Annotated in this window: 18 protein-coding genes; 2 read left to right on the top strand and 16 right to left on the bottom strand. The window is 39.9% G+C overall.

Going from position 1 to position 19,688, the window contains the following annotated elements; all coding sequences use genetic code 11:
• Window positions 1-3 precede the first annotated feature (3 nt).
• The 7 genes from aroB to AOLE_RS01525 all read right to left on the bottom strand — a co-directional run bounded on the left by aroB (window position 4) and on the right by AOLE_RS01525 (window position 6,907).
• Entirely contained in the window at window positions 4-1,086 is a 1,083-nt protein-coding gene (gene aroB / locus AOLE_RS01555; protein ID WP_013196699.1) for a 3-dehydroquinate synthase, read from the bottom strand.
• Between the two features lie 28 nt (window positions 1,087-1,114).
• Window positions 1,115-1,684, bottom strand: coding sequence for a shikimate kinase AroK (gene aroK / locus AOLE_RS01550; RefSeq protein ID WP_004789808.1), 570 nt, complete (start codon window positions 1,682-1,684; stop codon window positions 1,115-1,117).
• A gap of 11 nt (window positions 1,685-1,695) precedes the next feature.
• Entirely contained in the window at window positions 1,696-3,861 is a 2,166-nt protein-coding gene (gene pilQ / locus AOLE_RS01545; protein WP_013196698.1) for a type IV pilus secretin PilQ family protein, read from the bottom strand.
• A gap of 62 nt (window positions 3,862-3,923) precedes the next feature.
• Window positions 3,924-4,451, bottom strand: coding sequence for a pilus assembly protein PilP (locus tag AOLE_RS01540; protein ID WP_013196697.1), 528 nt, complete (start codon window positions 4,449-4,451; stop codon window positions 3,924-3,926).
• 10 nt (window positions 4,452-4,461) lie between these two features.
• Entirely contained in the window at window positions 4,462-5,211 is a 750-nt protein-coding gene (pilO, locus tag AOLE_RS01535) for a type IV pilus inner membrane component PilO (protein WP_013196696.1), read from the bottom strand.
• Window positions 5,208-5,849: a PilN domain-containing protein gene (locus AOLE_RS01530; RefSeq protein ID WP_013196695.1), complete on the bottom strand. Its 642-nt coding sequence runs from the start codon at window positions 5,847-5,849 to the stop codon at window positions 5,208-5,210. The genes pilO and AOLE_RS01530 overlap by 4 nt, the downstream gene beginning before the upstream one ends.
• Window positions 5,849-6,907 carry a pilus assembly protein PilM gene (locus tag AOLE_RS01525; protein WP_023274369.1) on the bottom strand — a complete coding sequence of 353 codons (1,059 nt, stop codon included), beginning with the start codon at window positions 6,905-6,907 and terminating at the stop codon, window positions 5,849-5,851. The genes AOLE_RS01530 and AOLE_RS01525 overlap by 1 nt, the downstream gene beginning before the upstream one ends.
• A gap of 161 nt (window positions 6,908-7,068) precedes the next feature.
• On the opposite strand from AOLE_RS01525, the gene ponA reads away from it, so the two are divergent.
• Window positions 7,069-9,630, top strand: a complete 2,562-nt coding sequence (ponA, locus tag AOLE_RS01520) for a penicillin-binding protein PBP1a (protein ID WP_013196693.1) — start codon at window positions 7,069-7,071, stop codon at window positions 9,628-9,630.
• A gap of 95 nt (window positions 9,631-9,725) precedes the next feature.
• On the opposite strand, the gene AOLE_RS01515 is transcribed toward ponA, so the two are convergent.
• The 9 genes from AOLE_RS01515 to AOLE_RS01475 all read right to left on the bottom strand — a co-directional run bounded on the left by AOLE_RS01515 (window position 9,726) and on the right by AOLE_RS01475 (window position 18,935).
• Window positions 9,726-10,547 (bottom strand): putative RNA methyltransferase, encoded by an 822-nt coding sequence (locus AOLE_RS01515; protein ID WP_023274368.1) that lies wholly within the window; start codon window positions 10,545-10,547, stop codon window positions 9,726-9,728.
• 2 nt (window positions 10,548-10,549) lie between these two features.
• Window positions 10,550-10,882 (bottom strand): DUF7709 family protein, encoded by a 333-nt coding sequence (locus tag AOLE_RS01510; protein WP_013196691.1) that lies wholly within the window; start codon window positions 10,880-10,882, stop codon window positions 10,550-10,552.
• Window positions 10,883-10,941: 59 nt separating this feature from the next.
• The gene (gene mraY / locus AOLE_RS01505; protein ID WP_004789827.1) at window positions 10,942-12,060 is read right to left on the bottom strand and encodes a phospho-N-acetylmuramoyl-pentapeptide-transferase; all 1,119 of its coding nucleotides are present in this window, start codon (window positions 12,058-12,060) and stop codon (window positions 10,942-10,944) included.
• A complete protein-coding gene (locus AOLE_RS01500; protein WP_013196690.1) occupies window positions 12,061-13,461 on the bottom strand; it encodes a UDP-N-acetylmuramoyl-tripeptide--D-alanyl-D-alanine ligase in 1,401 nt (466 codons plus the stop codon).
• A gap of 8 nt (window positions 13,462-13,469) precedes the next feature.
• Window positions 13,470-14,969 (bottom strand): UDP-N-acetylmuramoyl-L-alanyl-D-glutamate--2,6-diaminopimelate ligase, encoded by a 1,500-nt coding sequence (locus tag AOLE_RS01495; protein WP_013196689.1) that lies wholly within the window; start codon window positions 14,967-14,969, stop codon window positions 13,470-13,472.
• Window positions 14,970-14,972: 3 nt separating this feature from the next.
• Window positions 14,973-16,805: a penicillin-binding protein PBP3 gene (gene ftsI, locus AOLE_RS01490; RefSeq protein ID WP_005300944.1), complete on the bottom strand. Its 1,833-nt coding sequence runs from the start codon at window positions 16,803-16,805 to the stop codon at window positions 14,973-14,975.
• Between the two features lie 11 nt (window positions 16,806-16,816).
• Window positions 16,817-17,149 carry a cell division protein FtsL gene (gene ftsL, locus AOLE_RS01485; protein WP_004789835.1) on the bottom strand — a complete coding sequence of 111 codons (333 nt, stop codon included), beginning with the start codon at window positions 17,147-17,149 and terminating at the stop codon, window positions 16,817-16,819.
• Window positions 17,149-18,072 carry a 16S rRNA (cytosine(1402)-N(4))-methyltransferase RsmH gene (rsmH, locus tag AOLE_RS01480; protein ID WP_005300940.1) on the bottom strand — a complete coding sequence of 308 codons (924 nt, stop codon included), beginning with the start codon at window positions 18,070-18,072 and terminating at the stop codon, window positions 17,149-17,151. The genes ftsL and rsmH overlap by 1 nt, the downstream gene beginning before the upstream one ends.
• Before the next feature lie 257 nt (window positions 18,073-18,329).
• The gene (locus AOLE_RS01475) at window positions 18,330-18,935 is read right to left on the bottom strand and encodes an NAD(P)H-dependent oxidoreductase (protein ID WP_013196688.1); all 606 of its coding nucleotides are present in this window, start codon (window positions 18,933-18,935) and stop codon (window positions 18,330-18,332) included.
• Between the two features lie 121 nt (window positions 18,936-19,056).
• On the opposite strand from AOLE_RS01475, the gene AOLE_RS01470 reads away from it, so the two are divergent.
• Window positions 19,057-19,656, top strand: a complete 600-nt coding sequence (locus AOLE_RS01470) for a TetR/AcrR family transcriptional regulator (RefSeq protein WP_013196687.1) — start codon at window positions 19,057-19,059, stop codon at window positions 19,654-19,656.
• The last annotated feature ends 32 nt before the right edge of the window (window positions 19,657-19,688 follow it).

Raw genomic sequence — 19,688 nt, 5'->3', positions numbered from 1 at the left:
TTATTATCCGTGTTGATTTGCCAAAATAGCTTGTTTCATGAGTTCAACATCAAAGTCTTTAGTAATTACCGCTTGTCCAAGTTGCTTTAACAACACTAAACGTAATTGACCATTGAGAACTTTTTTATCATGTGCCATATATCCAAGGAATTCATCCAATGGAATTTTTGGACATGATATCGGCAAATTAGCGCGTTGAATAATTTTTTTTGTACGCTCTACATCATCATTTGAAATCCAGCCTAAACGGTGTGATAAATCAGCTGCCATAACCATGCCGGTAGCTACTGCTTCGCCATGCAACCAAGTTCCATAACCCAGATAAGATTCAATAGCATGACCAAACGTATGACCTAAGTTGAGTAAGGCTCTTTCTCCTTGCTCTTTTTCATCGTTTGCAACAATACGGGCTTTATGAGTACATGAACGATAAACAGCTTCTGCTAAAAGATCAGCATCTCGCCCAATCAACCCATCCATATTTTGTTCTAACCAAACAAGAAAATCAGCGTCGCCTAACAAGGCATATTTAATGACTTCTGATAATCCAGCAGACAACTCTCGATCCGGTAAGGTGTTGAGTTGAGCCATATCAGCCAAAACAACTTGAGGTTGCTGAAATGCGCCAAGCATGTTTTTACCCAGTGGATGATTAATACCAGTTTTACCACCTACACTTGAATCTACTTGTGAAAGGAGCGTAGTTGGAACCTGAACAAAATAAACACCACGCTGAAAACATGCAGATGCAAAGCCAGCCATATCACCAATCACACCACCACCTAAAGCTAAAACCGTACAATCTCGGTTAAAACCAGTTTCAAGTAGTGCATCAAAAATTAAATTTAAATGTTGAATATCTTTATATTTTTCACCATCGGGCAAAATACACGTAGCTACAGTTTTACCCAAACTTTTTAATGCTTCTTGATAGTGAGATAAATATAAAGGTGCGACCGTTTCGTTACTCACAATCATGACCTGTTGACCATGAATATAAGGTTCAAGCAACTGTTTAGGATCAAGTTGACTGCCAATAAAAATAGGATAACGGCGTTCGCCTAATTCAACATGTAAAGTTTGCATGAGTTTATTAAACCACGAGTAAGTTTGGCTATTTTAGCGTGTTAGACAAAATAAGTTGCAGAATCTTTTGAGCAAGATCGCGTGCAGCACCCTGATTGGTTTCAATCGTGTAATGAGCAACTTCACGATATAAAGGATCACGTATTTTTAACAAATCTCGCAATTTTTGTTCAGGGTTTTCAACTTGTAATAGAGGTCTGTTTTTATCGCGATAAGTTCGTTGCAATTGTAGTTCCACTGGAGTGTAAAGATAAACGACTATACCACGCTGCTTTAGAAACTCACGATTGGGTGCTTGAGTAATCGCACCACCGCCTGTTGCTAAAACCAAAGCCTTACGGGAAGTTAACTCATTCAACACTATGGTTTCACGAGCACGAAATCCGAATTCCCCTTCTTTTTCAAAAATCCAAGGAATAGTAGCCCCTGTTTTGCGTTCAATTTCATGATCACTATCTAAAAATTCACGCCCTAATATTTCGGCTAAATGACGTCCAACGGTTGTTTTTCCTGCCCCCATGGGCCCCACCAAATAAATATTTGGCAGGGTTTCAAACGCTTTGCTTGGCAAGGCGCCACCTATTTCAATTGCTTTCATTAAAAAATATATTAATGATTTCTCACCAAAGTGTCATTAACAATTCGTGGAGTAACGAAAATCAGTAACTCTTGTTTATCATCAGATTTCACATCTTTTCTGAATAAATGCCCAAGTACAGGAATATCACCAAAGAAAGGAACCTTGGTTTGTGAGTTAGTTGTCGTCTGCTCAAACACCCCACCTAAAATGACTGTTTCACCGTTATTAACCAATACATTAGTGTTAATCTGATTTTTATTTAAAATTAACTCGCCATTAGGAGCAGCACCAGCAACGGAATCTTTCGAAATATCTAATTTCATTTGGATCTTCCCGTCAGGTGTAATACTTGGTGTCACGTTTAAGCTTAACAGCGCATCTTTAAATGAAGTTGTGGCAGTTGAGCCTGCAGCAGAGTTCGTTGTAGATTGATAAGGGACCTGCTGACCTGTCGCAACTTTCGCTGGTTGTTTATCTGCTGTCATGACTTTAGGTGTAGAAATAACCTCACCATAGCCATCGGCTTGTAATGCTGAAAGTTCAAGATCAAGCATAAAATCAGACATGCTAATCAAACCAAAGGCAATACTTCCAGCCGGATTGGTCACCCCTAAATCGACGTTTAAATTATCTGGACGTTCAATCGTGTATTTATATCCTCCCGTAGTCTCATCTTTTTTGGGTTCTCGTAAATTCCATAAAGTTGTTTCACTACCACCAACCAGCAAGTTATTATTATTGGTAATTCCTTGAGATAGGATCCCCCACTTAACACCAAGCTCTTTGGTAAAAGAAGTAGAAGCTCTAACAATACGTGCCTCAACCATGACCTGCTTAACTTGCACATCTAGTAAATCAATCATTTTACGAATTTGATCAATCGACTGAGCTGTATCGTTAATAATTAAAGTATTGGTACGATCATCTTGAGTAATTGTTCCACGTGGACTCAATAAACTTCCTACGTTATTTCCTAAACTATCAACACCCGTATTTAAGTTAGTAGAAGTTGAAGTACCTCCACCTGAAGTATGCTGCAAACCATTGCCATTATTTGAACCTTGAGTAATTAAACCCATAATATCCTGTGCTTGAGCATATTTAAGTTGAATATACTCAGTTTGCAAAGGAGCGAGTTTGACACTCTGAGCGACAGCTTTTGCTTCTTCTTCTTCAGCCTTAATCAATTCAGTAACAGGAGCAATCCAAATAACATTACCATTTCTACGTTTATCAAGATTTTTGGTCTTTAAAATAATATCAAGTGCCTGATCCCACGGAACATCTTTCAAGCGCAAAGTAATATTACCCTGAACACTATCGGCGGCCACCATATTAATGCCAGTAAAATCGGCAAGTAACTGTAAAACGCGACGGACTTCAATATCTTGGAAATCAAGAGAAAGCTTATTACCAGAGTAATTAGGTGTCTTATATAAAGAAGTTACGTTTTTATCCTGAGGGCGCTTTAAGCTAATGGTGAGTTTATTTTCCGCTTGATAAGCCATATATTCATAGCTACCAGTAGATTGGATCGTAATAACACCATTGCCTTTTTCGTTATAAGATTCAATGGTAGAAACAGGAGTTGCAAAATCATTCACATTTAAACGTTTAGCTAAATGTGTGGGAATTTTAGAGCCCAGAGTTCTCACTACGACTTTGCTACCTTGTTGCTGAACATCAACAGGGGTATTACTTCCCAATAAATCAATAACAATTAATCCTTCACCTTGACCACCGCGCTGAAAGCCAATATTTGAGACACCTTGTGGCTGTACTGTAGTGGTTGGTAAAGGCTTAATAGCTGCTTGAGCTGAATTAATCTTTAGAATAAAAGTATTGCCTTCAATGCGCGTTGTAAACGCACCTGCCTCTTTTAAATTTACAGTTAAACGTGAGCGCTGATCATCAGAACTTACATCAACTGAGCTTGCTTCATTTGTACCAATTGCTACTTTTGACTGTGTTAAAGTCTGCTGAGCTTTATTAAAATCCAAAATCAAACGTGAAGGATTTTCAAGTTGGTATGCCTGTGGTTGTGGTGGCAAACCATTAAACATAACTCGAATTTCTGTACCCTGACCTGCAATTTGCGTTGGTACAATATTGGTCATGCTGACCTGTGCAGAGGCAACCTGCATAAGTGCAATGGCTACAGCCCCCATAGAAAACTGACGGAATACGTGATTCATTGTCTGACCATCCCCAATTAAATAATCTTTAAAAATACTTTTTCTTTGTTATTCCCTAAATTTTAGGGTGCGGGTCCAATTAACACTAAGGTTCTTGGTCTCTCCACATAGCCTTCGCGCCCATCAGGGACAATCTCTACCAGATCAATCTGGGTTGGACCAATATGGGTAATACGCCCTTGGTTCATCCCGATATAATTCCCCACCTGTACCCGTTCAATTTGCTGATCGGGTGATTGGATAAGAGCCAATACTTGCCCACGGTTATTACGTATGCTTCCTTTCATGTTTAAGGATTCTAATGCATAACTTTCTAGAGGCTGAGGTGCACGTGAGAAATTCGGATATACCCGTTTTCCTGCCATAATTTTGAGCTCAGCAGCAAGTGAGCTTGGTAAAAATGGACTCTTTAGCTGATGAGCCGCATAGTTAAATTGTGGCACAGGCGTGAAAATAGGTGCTGGATCTATCGGCTGTGGTGGCTGATTACGTATATTTGCCATTTGCTGATTTACAGCATCAATTCTCGAGTCACATCCAACTAAAACTAAACATGCCAAAATAGAAAAAGAAATTTGCTTAAGTTTCATTGTAATGCTCCTATTTCGACTGTGTATTAGCAGTAGAGGAAACAGGTGCTACTGAAGCCGAAGCGTTGTTTTCCGAATGTTCAGCATTTTCTACGGCGCCCATATAGCGATAAGTTTTTGCTTTAATAGAATAATTAAGGACAGGAATATCTGACTTACTATCTTTAACAGGTGCAGCTTCTACAACAAAATCATGCATCGTCACAATACGTGGTAATGCCGCAATACTACTAACAAAAGCACCAAAAGCGTGATAATCGCCAGTTGCTTCCATCGTAATAGGCTGTTCAATAAAGATTTCCTGCTTCACTTCATCTTCTAAACGAATATTTTTAAACTTCAGACCAGAGCTCACACCAGTTAAGTTAATATCCTCAACCAAGCTTGGAATCTCGGTTTCTTTTGGGAGTTGTTCTAACTGCTGATTAAAGTTTGCTTGCATCTCTTGAAGTTGAAGTTGATATTGCTGCAAGTTACGTAATTTTGAATCCTTTTCGCGAAACTCATTCAACAAATTACTTTCTTGCGCCTGCGCATTATCAATTGCTTGTAACTTTGGTTGAATAACAACAAAGTATCCTAAAGCCAATACAGCAAAGAAAATAAAAACCCAGCACGTAATTTTCACAGATAATGGCCAGCTACCATAACTGTTCATATCTAGTGTGTTAAATTGCTGAAGAAATTTTTCTAAAGTAATCTGTTTTTTCTTAGATGGAGCTTGTTCTAACGACAACTCATGAAGTTCATCTGGACTCATTTAACCGCCCCCTTATCCGCACTTACAGACGTATTGGCGGTATCATCTGTTGTAGTCACCCCCATTTCTCCTAAATCAACAGTCACAACAAAACTGCCATAACTATCTTCTACTCTAGGAAGCAGCGAACTTGCCGTCTTATCTTTTTTCTCTTCAGTCGCCAAGAAAGAGTTCATGAAAGCGTTGCGATACCATGGTGATGCTTCGAGATTACGTAATAACTCCGCGACCGTATTTGGACTTTCTGCTTTACCTTCAATGGTAAACTTATCTCCAGTTCTGCTAAATTTAGTCAAATACATCGCTGCCGGAGTCACCCGTACCAATTCATCCACCAAACGCACAACAACAGGACGTTGACTTTGCAATCCCTGAATAAGTTTCATACGTTCGATAATGGCATCACGCTGTTCTTGCAAGCCATTTAAGGTTTTAAGCTGTTGATCTAGACTCTGGTTTGTACTGGTTATGAGTTGATTAGCTTGTTCTTGATCATCTAATTTTTGATTTAAATAAAACCACCCAGAAGATACAGTGGTAATCCCCAGCACAACGACCCCAAAACAGAAAATAATAAATTGTTTTTTGCGTTGTTCCCTAAGCCCATCACGCCAAGGAAGTAAATTAATTGTTGCCATTAATCAAAACTCCTTAAAGCCAAACCACATGCCACCATTAATGATGAAGCATCATTTTCAAGTTTTTGAATATCGACTTGAGGAGAAAAACCCATTTGTAAAAATGGATTGGCAATGGTCACACGATAACCAAGTTTTTGCTGCAACAATTTGGCAAGCCCAGGAATATTGGCATTCCCACCAGCTAGTAAAATATGGTCTATTTCATTGAATTGTGAAGAAGAGAAGAAAAATTGTAGAGATCTGGCAGCTTGCTGCACAACGGCATCTAAAAATGGCTCTAAAACTTCAATGTCATAGTCATCTGGTAAAGAACGTTCTTTTTTAGCTCGTCCCGCTTCTTCCAATGACAAACCATAACGGCTTTGAATTTCCAGAGTAAGCTGTTTGCCGCCGAAGACTTGTTCACGGGTATAAATGATTTTGCCACTTTGCATAACCGATAATGTAGTCATGGTATGGCCGATATCTAAAATACCAATGGTATTTGCACCCATGGGCAAACTATCAGCAAATACACTAAAAGCGCGCTCGACAGCATAACTTTCGACATCAGCAAGCTTAGGCGTTAGATCCACCAGCTCCAGCACTTCTACTCGTGTTTCAACATTTTCTGTTCTTGTTGCAACTAGAAGTACATTTACACGGTTTGGATTAGGCAGTCGATCTGATAAAACCTCAAAATCAAGACTCACTTCATCCAAAGGGAACGGTATATACTGCTCCGCATCTAAACGAATCTGAACTTCTCGTTCATCATCATTCATATCTGCATCCATTTCGATGGTTTTATGAATAACCGTCGATGTTGGAACAGCAATTGCAGCGTTACTGGTTTGGGGATTTGCTAAATTCATCGCCCGTTCCAAAGCTTCCGCAACTGCCTCTGGATTCAAGATATTTTTTTCAACTACACTGTTCTCGGGTAAAGGCATCAAAGCATAGCTTTCCACCCAATATTTACCGTTCTTAACAGAGAGCTCTAACAACTTAACAGAAGTCGAACTAATATCGACACCCATTAACCCCTTATTCGGTTTACGATATAACCTGAGCACACTATTGTCCTATTATTTTTTTATCCCCAAAAAAAATTACAAACCAATAATCTAGGTCTTTATTTTTACACGGATACAATATCTCATCTAACAATCCGCATGTCTAAAGGCTATACTGACCACAATTAGTTTGTATTCGATCTTATTAAAGCTTACTTATCATGAAAAAGCTATCCAGTTTGGGCTTCGTGCGTCCAATTTTTTTGATCATTATTATTATCTTAGTCTCACTTCCGATGGGCTTTTATGGCATGTATCTCTATATCGCCCCATCGCTCCCTGAAATGAGTTCACTAAAAAAAGCTCCGCTTTTAAAACCTCTACAGGTCTATACCTCGGATAATCAACTGATTGCTGAGTATGGTGGTAAGCTTTCTATTCCAGTTGAATACAAACAAATTCCTCCTGCTTTTATTCATGCATTTTTAGCAGCAGAAGATTCTTCTTTCTTTGAACATAGCGGGATCAGTTTTAAAGGTTTAGGGCGTGCTTTAAGTGAAAGTGTAACTGGTTCTGATGTGCAAACTGGTGGTTCAACCATTACCATGCAGGTTGCAAAGAACTATTATTTAAGTCCAGAAAGAACCTTAAAACGTAAAATAACCGAGATCTTTTTAGCTCGAAAAATTGAGCAAAACTTATCTAAAGAAGAAATTCTCAGTCTGTATGTGAATAAAATCTTCTTAGGAAAAAATGCCTACGGTATCGCAGCAGCAGCCAAAATTTATTACAACAAAAGTATTAATGAGCTCAGCATTGCTCAAATGGCAATGATTGCTGGTTTGCCGAAAGCGCCTTCTAAATACAATCCTGTGGTTAATCCTGAACGCGCACTTGAACGTCGCAACTGGATTTTAGGCCGTATGTTACAGCTGGGTTATATCTCTCAAACAGAATATCAAAAAGCTGTAGCTGAACCGATCAACTTAAACATGCCCAATCGGGATTTAAATAATATTCACCCGTATGCAGGTGAAATGGTTCGTTCAGAGCTGGTAAAACATTTTGGCGAACAAGCCATTGATTCTGGCTATAAAGTCTATACAACCATCAATGCTAAACGCCAAGCAATTGCAGAGAAATCTGTACAAGATGGTCTTGAAGCTTATGATCGTCGTCATGGCTGGCGTGGTGCGGAAGCACACGATAAACCATTAAATGAATTTAGAGCATATGCCAATACCTACCCTGCACAAGTTACCAAGGTAAATAGCAGCTCTTTTGACGCATTAATGCAAGATGGCACGACCGTTACTGTACAGTGGTCAGGTATGTCATGGGCTCGCCCCTATCGCAATGCGAATAGTGTAGGTGGTGCTCCTTCACGTGCATCTCAAATTGTTCAAGTTAAAGATATTGTTCGCTTACGTCCAAATGATGCAAAAACAGCATGGTCTTTAGTTCAGGTTCCAAAAGTTCAAGGTCAACTTATTGCGATTAACCCGAATGATGGTTCAATTGAAGCAATTGTAGGTGGTTATAACTTCTATCAATCGAAATTTAACCGTGCCTTACAAGGCTGGCGCCAACCTGGTTCAACGATCAAACCGTTTGTCTATGCATTGGCACTTGAACGCGGTATGACGCCATACAGCATGGTGAATGATAGTCCTATCACAATTGGTAAGTGGACACCGAGAAACTCAGACGGTCGTTATTTAGGGATGATCCCTTTACGCCGTGCTTTGTATTTGTCTCGTAATACCGTGTCAGTACGCCTTTTGCAAACGGTGGGAATTGAACGTACTCGCCAGTTATTCATGGATTTTGGTTTACAAGAAGATCAAATTCCACGTAACTACACCATTGCTCTAGGTACACCTCAAGTTTTACCAATTCAAATGGCAACTGGATATGCAACTTTTGCAAATGGTGGTTATCGCGTTCAACCACACTTTATTCAGCGTATTGAAGATGCATACGGTAAAGTGATTTATCAAGCTAAGCCAGAATATGCATGTATTCCATGTATTAATGCACCAGACACAACTGATGACGAGCAGAAAGCTACGACAACAGATGATGAAGTGATTGAAGTTACTAACAAAGACGTAGAGCAGAAAGAAAAGGCAGCTAAGCAACTTAATCTTAAACAAACTGATAAAGCGAATAGCGAATATCGCCAAGCTCAACGTATTTTAAAATCAAGCTCTGCTTACGATATGGCGAACATTTTACGTGATGTAATTGAGCATGGTACAGGCCGTGCCGCACTTAAAATTGGCCGTAGTGATTTAGGCGGTAAAACAGGTACAACCAACGATGCAAAAGATGCATGGTTTGCAGGCTTTAACGGTAAATTAGTGACTGTAACGTGGGTTGGATTTGACCAACCGACAACATTAGGTCGACGTGAGTATGGTGGTATTGCTGCATTACCGATCTGGATTAACTTTATGGGTCAAGCATTGCAAGGTACGCCAGCATCTTGGGTTCGTTTAGATAAAGATGCTCAAGGTCCTATTTCACGTGACAAACAACAAAATGTTACTGAAGTAGGCGATAAGAAAACTTATCGTGCAGCTCCACCATTAGCACGCCCGCTATATCGCCCAGCACCGCCACAACCAAAACTAAGCAATGACAATGACTTTTCCGATTTACCAGGTGAGGAAATTGTTATTCCATCAAAAGCTGCACCTCCTGCGATGAAGCCTTCACAGGGAGCAGCACCAAAGCGTGAGAAAGATGAACTAGAAAATCTGATTAATCAGATTGAATAGCAAAAAAAAAGCCATCATACGATGGCTTCTTTTTTTGCACTCTTAAAAATAGATCGTATGATGACTTTTTTACACTTTTAAAAATAGACTGTTAGCTAGCTGTTTTTATTACGTTTCTGAAAGACATAAATTTGAAAAGATGCCATTACCTCTAATTGCGACTGCTGCTCTAACTGCAAACGACGCTCAGGAGAGGCTTTATAAGCATACGGCGTCATAGCAATCAGATTTTTTAAAGCCTGTTGGTCAAGCACAAAAGGGGCATTAATAATTTGCTCTTGTTTGAGCTCAAACAAATCTTGCAATTGCTCCACAAACTTCTCTGGTGTATGAGGGTTAACCTGTTCAAATAAAGCTTCACGCATTGCATATAAATGCTCAGATGCAGGAGTGACAACAATTAAATATCCATCATCCTTTAAAACTCGAGCAATTTCTGCTTGTGGAATTGGGCTAAACAAACTGGTACATGCATCCATGCTTTGATCAAGCACAGGCAAAGTCGCACCAGTCCCCACAACCCAAGTCACCTCAGCATTAAGCTTTGCTGCACGCTGTACCGCATTTTTTGCAATATCAACACCAACACATTGCTCAACGACTTGCTGCATAGCGCTGGTGTAGTAACCTTCACCACACCCAATATCAAGTACGGTTTTTACATCTAATTGTTTTAATAAAGCGACTACAGCATGTTGTAAAGGCTGATAATAACCACCTTGTAAAAAAGCTCTTCGCGCATCGACAGACTCTGGTGTATCTCCAGGATTCTTACTATGTTTATGTTGCACAACATGTAAGTTCACATAACCTTGTTTAGCGACATCATAACTATGCCCTTGTCCACATCGCCAAGTTTTTTCATTTAAATCGAGAGACTGACGACACACAGGACACATTAAAATTTGCTTAGTCACTTTTAATTATTCTCTTGTTCTTTATGTTGTAAATAAGTCTTTGCATGCATTCCCACAAATGTACGCCCTGCATTTGTTCCCTGAATCCATTCATCTACCTGAAATAAATCAAATAGCCCCACTTTGACTAAAGTTGGAATAGCAATCTTTAATTCTTCCTCAATCTGGCCTCTTTGGCCTGCATTATATAATTCAATATTATGCAGCATTGTAGCGACAGTTCCGGTTTGTACCTGACTTCCATCTTTAAGCACAACTTGAGGTAATACTTCGCCCTCTCCAACTACTTTCTGATTAATTACAGATAATTGGTCTAGACCAGCAACTTTTGTCATTCATCTCTCCAATAAAAAAAGCCAGTAGAACTGGCTTTATATTGACACTAAAATAAGATCTATCGCAATTTTAAAGTCATTAGACCTAAAACTACTAATATAATTGTAATAATCCAAAAACGAATCACAACTTGGGTTTCTTTCCAGCCCTGCTTTTCATAATGATGATGTAGCGGCGCCATTAAGAACACGCGTTTATTACGCATCCGCAGCGACCCAATTTGCAAGAATACAGAAACTGCTTCCATTACAAACACACCACCCATAATCGCAAATACGATTTCTTGGCGTACCATAACAGCAATTGTTCCAAGCATCGCACCTAAAGCTAATGCGCCAACATCACCCATAAAGATTTGAGCAGGGTGTGCGTTATACCAAAGAAATGCCAAGCCCGCACCAATCATCGCAGAGCAGATTACAACAAGCTCAGAGGTATATTTCACATATGGAATATGCAAATAGTTAGCGAAACGGATGTCACCTGACAAGTAAGCAAATACACCTAAGCCCGTAGCGACCATTACAACAGGCATGATTGCCAAACCATCTAAACCATCAGTTAAGTTAACGGCGTTAGAAGCACCATTAATAACTAGATAGGTAAATACAATAAATGCCAAGCCTAAAGGAACCATAGAGAGTGGAATTGAAAGATTCTTAAAGAATGGAATCAATAAATCCAGCATGTTTGCCGTATGTTCAGCATTCGACTGTTGGGTTGCAATTAAATATAAAGCAATACCAGCCCCAAGCGATGCAACAGAAGTCCAGAAAAACTTCTTACGGGCAGGTAAACCTGCATTGTCTTTATAGCGGATTTTAATCCAGTCATCTGCCCAGCCCACAGCACCGAACACAACCATTACACCAAGCACAATCCAGACATAAGGGTTAGATAAATCAGCCCAGAGTAAAGTACTAATACCAATTGAAAGCAGAATTAAAATCCCGCCCATGGTTGGTGTACCCATCTTTTTAGCATGATTCTCAGGAGCAAATGAACTTACTGCCTGACCGTATTTTAACGCTTGTAATTTACGAATCATGATCGGTCCGAGGACCAAACCAATGGTCAGTGAAGTTAATACACTGAGTAAAGAACGTAATGTTAAATAACGAACGACCTGAAACGAACTGTGATAGCCCGCAAGTTGTTCAAACAACCATAACAGCATTTAAAGTTTCTCCATCAAATCAGCCATCAACGTTTCCATATGAGTAAAGCGAGAACCTTTAAACAGGAAACTCATGGACTGTGGTTGATGTGTTTGGATTAGATTGATTAGAAATGGAAGCGCCTCAGCTTGTGTCTGAAATGCTTTCACTTTATTGGAATGAGAGTCTGCACCCTCGAGAGCGGCTGGAGCAAACTGCCCAACTGCAATAATATGATCTAAAGGAAGTTCAGCAAGATCACGACCTAAATCGTGGTGTTCCTGCCAACTGCTATCACCTAACTCACCAATATCCCCCATGACCATCACTTTTAAGCCTTGTTGCTGCAACAACACTTGTGCAGCAGCACGCATTGAAGTCGGATTGGCATTATAGGTATCATCAATAAATAAGTAAGGTGACTTTTGAATAAAGTTAAGACGACCTTTAGCTCCCTGAGCTTGCTCTAAGCCTTGGACAATATCTTCTAGTCCAATACCAATTGCTAAAGCAAAAGCCACAGCTGCGGTTGCATTCTGAACATTATGCTCACCTGCAAAAGGGAGTTTAACGGCACTGATGCCTTGCGGCGTATGTAGCGTAAAATTTGTTGATTGAGGTAATAATTCAATATCTGTTGCATACACATCGCCACCTACACCAAATGTAGAAATACGATGCGCTTTTGCAGCGTCAAGAATCTCAGCAGTGAAATCATCTTGTTGCGGTACGATTGCAACGCCATTTGGTAAAATATGACGATAAATTTCCGATTTAGCTCGGCAAATACCTTCACGCCCACCAAATTCGCCCAGATGAGCTGTACCAATATTTAAAATGCCTGCAACATGAGGCTGAACAAGCTTTGATGTGTAATCAATTTCACCTTGATGGCTTGCACCCAACTCCATCACCGCATATTGATGCTCCTTGCGAAGCTCTAGCAGCATCATGGGTACACCAAGATCATTATTTAAATTACCACGGGTGATTAATGTCGGAGCTAAGCGCGATAATATACTTCCCAACATTTCTTTAGTTGTGGTTTTACCGCTACTGCCTGTTAAAGCAATCACTTTTAATTGGGTATTTTGCTCACGGCGATAAGCGCCGAGTTGCCCCAAAGCCAAGCGAGTATCGGCAACAACTAACTGTGCAATTTCTACATCTAAAGGACGTTCAACAATCGCGATTTGACAACCATTCGCGGCAACCTGAGCTACAAAGTCGTGTGCATCAAAACGCTCACCTTTTAGTGCTAAAAAGGCGTCCCCAGTTTCCGCATGACGAGAGTCCGTCAAAATACGTTTAATTTCAGTTTGAGGGATCTGGTCTTTATGCCAATAGCCCTGCGTTGCCTGTTGTAATTGTTGAGCTGTCCACGGTTCCAAAGGCACGGTACTGGTGGTTGAAGTATGCATAAATAATCCTATTGTGCAGGGTAAGCAGCGTCTACAGTATGGTGTTGTGCAGCAATTGCTGATTGTACTTCGACAACATCATCAAACCAGTGGCGCACACCATTAATTTCTTGATAATTTTCATGACCTTTACCAGCAATAACCACAATATCACCAGCTTGAGCTTGCTGTGCAACAAATTTAATTGCTTCACGGCGATCATGAATTTCCTGCATGCGATGCCCAGAGAAATTAATTCCTTGCTTCATATCAGCAAAAATTTGTTCAGGGTCTTCAGTTCTTGGATTATCCGAAGTTAGAATAATCGGATTCGCTCCATCCAAAGCGGCTTGAGTCATGAGTGGACGTTTACCACGGTCACGATCTCCACCACACCCGAATACCGCCCAAAGCTGATTAGATACATGACGTTTTAAAGTCTTAAGCACCTGAATCAAAGCATCAGGTGTGTGGGCATAATCCACAACAAATAAACGTTCACCATCACGAATGACCTGCATTCGTCCCGGTGCTCCAATGAGCTTAGGAACAAAAGCGACTAAAGCGTCTAAATCAAAACCTGCTTGCTCAGCAGCAATAAGCGCTGCAATCAGGTTTTCAACGTTGAAATGCCCCAATAATGGACTTTGAACAGCAAAAGAACCTTGCGAGCTGACTAAATTAAAAGTCGCCCCTGCCAAAGAGTAACTTAAGTCACTAATATAATAATCAGCCGTATTTTGGGTAAGTGAATACGTCAGAATCTTTGGCTGAGCAGGATTTTGTTTTGCTGCATTGATCATAAGAGCAGCATGTTCATCATCAAGATTAATAACAGCTACTTTTAAAGAATTAAAACGGAATAAGAGAGCCTTTGCTTCAGCGTAAGCCTCTAAAGTGCCATGATAATCCAGATGATCACGACTCAAATTACTATAAACAGCAATTTCAATCGCACAACCATTTAAACGACCTTGCTCTAAACCATGTGAGCTTGCTTCCAAAGAAGCGAAAGTCGCACCTTGTTTAGCATAATCATGTAATGCATTTTGTAGTTGTAAAGCATCGAGTGTAGTATGAGTTGATGGTGTCAGATCAGGCAAAATACCATTACCTGTTGTTCCCATCACCGCACAGCGCTGTTGTTGCGAACTAATTAATTCAGCAACTAGACGTGAAATTGTCGTTTTACCATTTGTGCCTGTTACTGCAACAATACGCGCTGGTGTAACAGGATCAATATGTTGCAAATAACGCTCTTGCCATTCGCCCATGCGCTGACGTACATCAGGACACACCCATTCATTTGCTACGCCCAATTCAGTCTCGCTAATGATCGCAAGTGCGCCATTGGCTAAAGCCGACTCTGCAAAAGCACGTGTTTTTTCAGGTTGACTATAACTGGTCAAAGCAATAAAAATTTGGCCTGACTGAACCTTACGGCTGTCTAGACTAAAGCCATGAAAAGGCTGCTGAGACCACTGTGCATTAATCTCGACTGGATTAATTTCTTGAAAAGAAACAGACATAGCTTACCTGCGAATAGGATTTACTGAAGTATCAAGGGGCTTATCAAGCGGCACATTCATTAAACGTAATGATTCTTGCATAATGCGCGCAAAAACAGGGGCCGCAACTAAACCACCGTAATAACGGCCTTGTGGGTTTTCAACAACGACAATAACAGCTAAACGTGGGTCACTAATTGGCGCAACACCAGCAAATAAAGCACGGTATTCATTATTTGAATAACCTTTACGGTCTGCACGAAGTTTATGAGCTGTACCTGTTTTACCACCAACGCGATAACCCGGAATATTAGCTTGCTTTGCAGTACCACCAGGCATCGTAACCTGCTCTAACATAAGCAAAACCTGATCAGCAATTTTTGGAGCAAGAACTTGTTCCCCTTTAGGTGCTTGATCGAGTTTATGCAAGCTTAGAGGCATTTTTACGCCATGATTTGCAAGCATTGCATAGCCTTGCGCCAACTGAAGAATAGTTGCGTTTAGGCCATAACCATAAGCCATGGTACCAATTTGAGAAGAGTTCAATTTACTTACTGGAAGCACTAAACCTGAACTTTCCCCCGGAAATTTCACAGCTGAGCGTTTACCAAAACCAGCACGATTAAAGAAGCTTGGTAGTGTTTCTTTTGGAAGCGACAATGCAATTTTTGCAGAACCCACGTTTGAAGATTTGATAATGACGCCACTAACAGTTAAAGCACCATAGTTATGGGTATCACGAATCGTATGCCAACCTAAACGCATTGAACCTGGAGAAGTATTTACAATCGTGTTAGGCGTATATTGCCCAGTTTCTAATGCAGAAGAAATTGTAAATGGCTTCATGGTTGAACCCGGTTCGAACATATCAATCGCACCGCGGTTACGCATAGCATCTTTATTAGACAAACCGTTTTTATCATTCGGGTTATATGACGGCCAACTAGTCATTGCAAGAATTTCACCAGTCTTAACATCTACAGCAATTGCAGTTGCCGAACGGGCATTATTTGCAACACCAGCTGCGGTCAGCTCTCTATACATAATGTATTGCAAACGAGAGTCGATACTTAAAGTGATATTTTCGCCTGGCTCACCCTCACGGATAACCTCTGAAACTTTTAAGCGGTTTCCGCGTTTATCACGAATAATTTTTTGCTCACCATCCACACCTGACAGCTGTTTATTAAGCTGCATTTCCAAGCCTTCAATCCCTTGGCCTTCACTGTTGGTTAAACCAATAATCTGGGCATTTGGCTGGGGCTGAGGATAATAGCGCTTATAAGTTTTCTCGGCATACACGCCTTGAAAGTTGCCTTTCGTAATAAGGTCTGCCTGTTGCGGTGGTATTTCTTTTTTCAAAACCAGATAACGAGAACGCGGTCGAGCATTCATCTGCTTTTTAAGATCGGCACGGTCTAAACCAACGACATCTGCCAACTCATCAAGATTTAAGTTTTTATCGGGTAATTGTCGTTTTAATTTACGATTGTTCGGATCTTTCTTTAATTCCGCTGTAATTTGGTCATATAAATGCTTTGTATCAAAATAATCACGCGGATCCATTACGATTTTCATGATCGGTGTACTAATTGCCAAAGGCACACCATGGCGGTCACTAATCACGCCACGCATAGCTTCCACACGCTCAGTACGCAAAATATTGGCATTGGCCTTGTTTTGTAAAAAATCCTTATTAATTACTTGTACATAAAATGCACGTGCAATTAAAACAACAAAACAGAGTAACACTACTGCCCAGAGCAGATAAAACCGCCACATATCAAAGGCAAGAGTTGGTTTTTCCGAAATAGACTGCTGTTTTTTCCGTGTTTGTTTTGTTCGCTTATCTACCATACAGCAAGGCCTTACTTATTTTGCTCTGAGGTCATTGGTAAAGAAATTACCACCGTTTCTGCAGCCGGTGGAGAAAACATCCGTAGCTGAGTTACAGCACGTGTACCAATCTGTGCCGTTGCACCAAAGGTTTGTTGCTCAATGAGCAAACGCCCCCATTCAGCATTGAGATCATCACGTTCACGCATATAAGAGCTAAGCTCTCTATAATCATGACGATATTCAAATACTTGAAATACCACCATCATGGCACTTATAAAAACAAGTGCCACCAAGACTGTATACACCACAACTTTTTTCACCACTTTGTTTTCTGTGGTTGCGATTTCATCACTGCTTTTCATTACGCGCCTTTTTCTTCCAAGCGTTCAGCAACCCGAAGCCATGCACTACGTGATCGAGGGTTCGCTTTTACTTCTTCTTCACTCGCACGAACCCGTGAAATTTTCTTTAATCTTCTTGTATCTACCCGCTGCTCCGGCATTCCCCAACCGAAATCTTCTGCTAACGTAGATTCTTTTTGAATAAACTGCTTAATCAGTCGGTCTTCAAGAGAATGAAAACTAATAACAGACAAACGTCCTTCCGGTTTGAGTAAGTCTACAGCTTGCGGCAAAAACACTTCAATATCTTCGAGCTCTTTATTAATAGCAATACGAATAGCCTGAAATGTACGTGTCGCTGGATGTTTATGTTTTTCCCATTTTGGATGGGCTGTTTTTACAAGCTCCGCCAATTGAGCAGTTGTATCTAGTTTTCCAGCATTTTTAATGGCTTTAGCAATACGTCGACTATAACGCTCTTCACCATATTGATAAATAATATTTGCTAATTGTTCTTCTTCAATTTCAAGCAACCACTCGGCCGCAGTTAAACCCTTAGAATTATCCATTCGCATGTCTAACGGACCATCTTGCATGAAACTAAAACCACGTTCTGCCTGATCAAGTTGAGGAGATGACACTCCCAGATCAGCCATAATGCCATCAACACTCATCACGCCAATTTCCTGCATCTTCTCTTTGATATCAGCAAAACTCGCATGAATGATCGTAAATCTTGGATCTTCTTGTGCCAAAGCAGCAGCAACTTCCAGTGCTTGAGGGTCTTTATCAAATGCATACACTCGTGCATTTTCATCAAGTTTAGAGAGCAATAAACGTGTATGCCCACCTCTTCCGAAGGTTGCATCGATATACACCCCTGTTGTGCGATCTGCCAATAAGCTCTCAACGGTCTCAAAAAGTAAGACAGAAATATGCGACATAGGTGTTAAATCATTGCGTAAAAATGTAACTGCACATTATCACCTTGTTTATGACCAACGCCAAACGGCTTTTTGTAGGAAAATATTAATTTTTCATAGATAAAACCGTTTTGTTAGCACTTTTTAAGCAAAATAAGAAAGTAAGAATAATTTTCTAGAGTTAAATACGAATTAATAAAACTTTTTTATTAAATTCTTTATTTAAAAATTCTCTTTTTCTTTAGGCTTATTTTGTTAAAAACTCCCGCCGATTTACCTTAGGACGAGATGAGCTGGCAATCTTTTTCTGCATATTTACCGATTTGATTTAACCATTTTTGCCGTTGGTCTGAACTTGCGCCCCGCACTGTTCCAACATAATTAACTTTAACTTTACTCACCCCACAAAATTGCAAAGTCGCTTTTTTAAGTTGTCGAGTACTTGGCTCACCATAGTACCAACGATAAAACCAACCCGGCTGATCTAAAGTCGTAATCAGTCGTGCTGTTTTTGACTGTAAATGCCCAATAACACGATTGCTGTTTTCTCGGTAACTAAATACGAGATTCGGTAAAAAGAGTCGGTCAATAAAACCTTTAGCGATAGCCGGAAGCCCTCCCCACCACACTGGAAAGAACCATACCAAATGATCAGCAGCCTGAATTTTTTCAAGCGCATTCATTAAATCAGGTTCCAATTCCATTCGTTTCTCATAACCATATTTTAAATTAGGTTCAAAACCCAACTTGGCAATTTCTATTAGATCTACGTGAATACCTAATGTTTTTGCCTGCTCTACATAGTTGTGAGCTAATGCATGATTAAAACTAGTATCGGATGGATGACCATTGATAACTACAATACGTTTAGAGACTTGAGACATATAGTGCCTTTATTGTCGCACAATAAGATATCAGTTGATATCTGAAATAAATATGTAGCAAAAATATCTCATAAAAATTAAGATATCAAGTGATATCTCAATTATTATTTATCTGACTCTTATGACTCTTTCTCGCAATGAAAAACAGATACAAACTCGACAACATCTCATTGACGCTGGGTTTGCTCTCATTTCTGAATTTGGTTATAACGCGGTATCTATCAGGAATCTTTCCAAACAGGCAGGCTATACTCAAGGTGCCTTTTATTCGAATTTCAACAATAAAGAAGAGTTTTTACTTGAGCTAATGCAGCTTCAATTCGCTAAAGAAAATTTACAGCTACAAGAAATCTTTACCAGCACCCCTTCAAATACGGAACAACTCATTGATTCATTGCGCCAATGGCTGACCGCTTTTTTTACAAACGATGAATGGCTTAAAATATCAATAGAACTACAACTGTTTGCTGCACGTGATATTACCTTCGCCGAGGAGTATCAAAAGGTTTGGAAAACTCATCAACAAGAAGTAACGAAGATTATGAAGCAATTCTTTTCTTTAACGGAGATAACTGAACCTGATGACTATGATTCTATTGTTATAGAGCTCGTATCATTAAGTTATGGGCTAGCTTTACAATATATGATTTTCAAAGATGATGTAGACCGCTACATTAATATCTTTATCAACACTTTAGTAAAAAGATTAGGTAATTTTTAAATTAATCTAAAAAATACAAAGAGCCGCTTAGT

The organism is Acinetobacter oleivorans DR1, assembly GCF_000196795.1.
In the GTDB taxonomy this organism is placed as follows: Bacteria; Pseudomonadota; Gammaproteobacteria; order Pseudomonadales; family Moraxellaceae; genus Acinetobacter; species Acinetobacter oleivorans.
Note: the sequence above shows the minus strand (reverse complement) of the source record. Positions and strands in the feature narration are given on the sequence as shown.

Bases quoted from the DNA above. Each gene is read 5' to 3' on its own strand.
- aroB (WP_013196699.1), bottom strand. From the start codon at position 1,086: ATGCAAACTTTACATGTTGAATTAGGCGAACGCCGTTATCCTATTTTT.
- aroK (WP_004789808.1), bottom strand. From the start codon at position 1,684: ATGAAAGCAATTGAAATAGGTGGCGCCTTGCCAAGCAAAGCGTTTGAA.
- pilQ (WP_013196698.1), bottom strand. From the start codon at position 3,861: ATGAATCACGTATTCCGTCAGTTTTCTATGGGGGCTGTAGCCATTGCA.
- AOLE_RS01540 (WP_013196697.1), bottom strand. From the start codon at position 4,451: ATGAAACTTAAGCAAATTTCTTTTTCTATTTTGGCATGTTTAGTTTTA.
- pilO (WP_013196696.1), bottom strand. From the start codon at position 5,211: ATGAGTCCAGATGAACTTCATGAGTTGTCGTTAGAACAAGCTCCATCT.
- AOLE_RS01530 (WP_013196695.1), bottom strand. From the start codon at position 5,849: ATGGCAACAATTAATTTACTTCCTTGGCGTGATGGGCTTAGGGAACAA.
- ponA (WP_013196693.1), top strand. From the start codon at position 7,069: ATGAAAAAGCTATCCAGTTTGGGCTTCGTGCGTCCAATTTTTTTGATC.
- AOLE_RS01510 (WP_013196691.1), bottom strand. From the start codon at position 10,882: ATGACAAAAGTTGCTGGTCTAGACCAATTATCTGTAATTAATCAGAAA.
- mraY (WP_004789827.1), bottom strand. From the start codon at position 12,060: ATGCTGTTATGGTTGTTTGAACAACTTGCGGGCTATCACAGTTCGTTT.
- AOLE_RS01500 (WP_013196690.1), bottom strand. From the start codon at position 13,461: ATGCATACTTCAACCACCAGTACCGTGCCTTTGGAACCGTGGACAGCT.
- AOLE_RS01495 (WP_013196689.1), bottom strand. From the start codon at position 14,969: ATGTCTGTTTCTTTTCAAGAAATTAATCCAGTCGAGATTAATGCACAG.
- ftsI (WP_005300944.1), bottom strand. From the start codon at position 16,805: ATGGTAGATAAGCGAACAAAACAAACACGGAAAAAACAGCAGTCTATT.
- ftsL (WP_004789835.1), bottom strand. From the start codon at position 17,149: ATGAAAAGCAGTGATGAAATCGCAACCACAGAAAACAAAGTGGTGAAA.
- rsmH (WP_005300940.1), bottom strand. From the start codon at position 18,072: ATGTCGCATATTTCTGTCTTACTTTTTGAGACCGTTGAGAGCTTATTG.
- AOLE_RS01475 (WP_013196688.1), bottom strand. From the start codon at position 18,935: ATGTCTCAAGTCTCTAAACGTATTGTAGTTATCAATGGTCATCCATCC.
- AOLE_RS01470 (WP_013196687.1), top strand. From the start codon at position 19,057: ATGACTCTTTCTCGCAATGAAAAACAGATACAAACTCGACAACATCTC.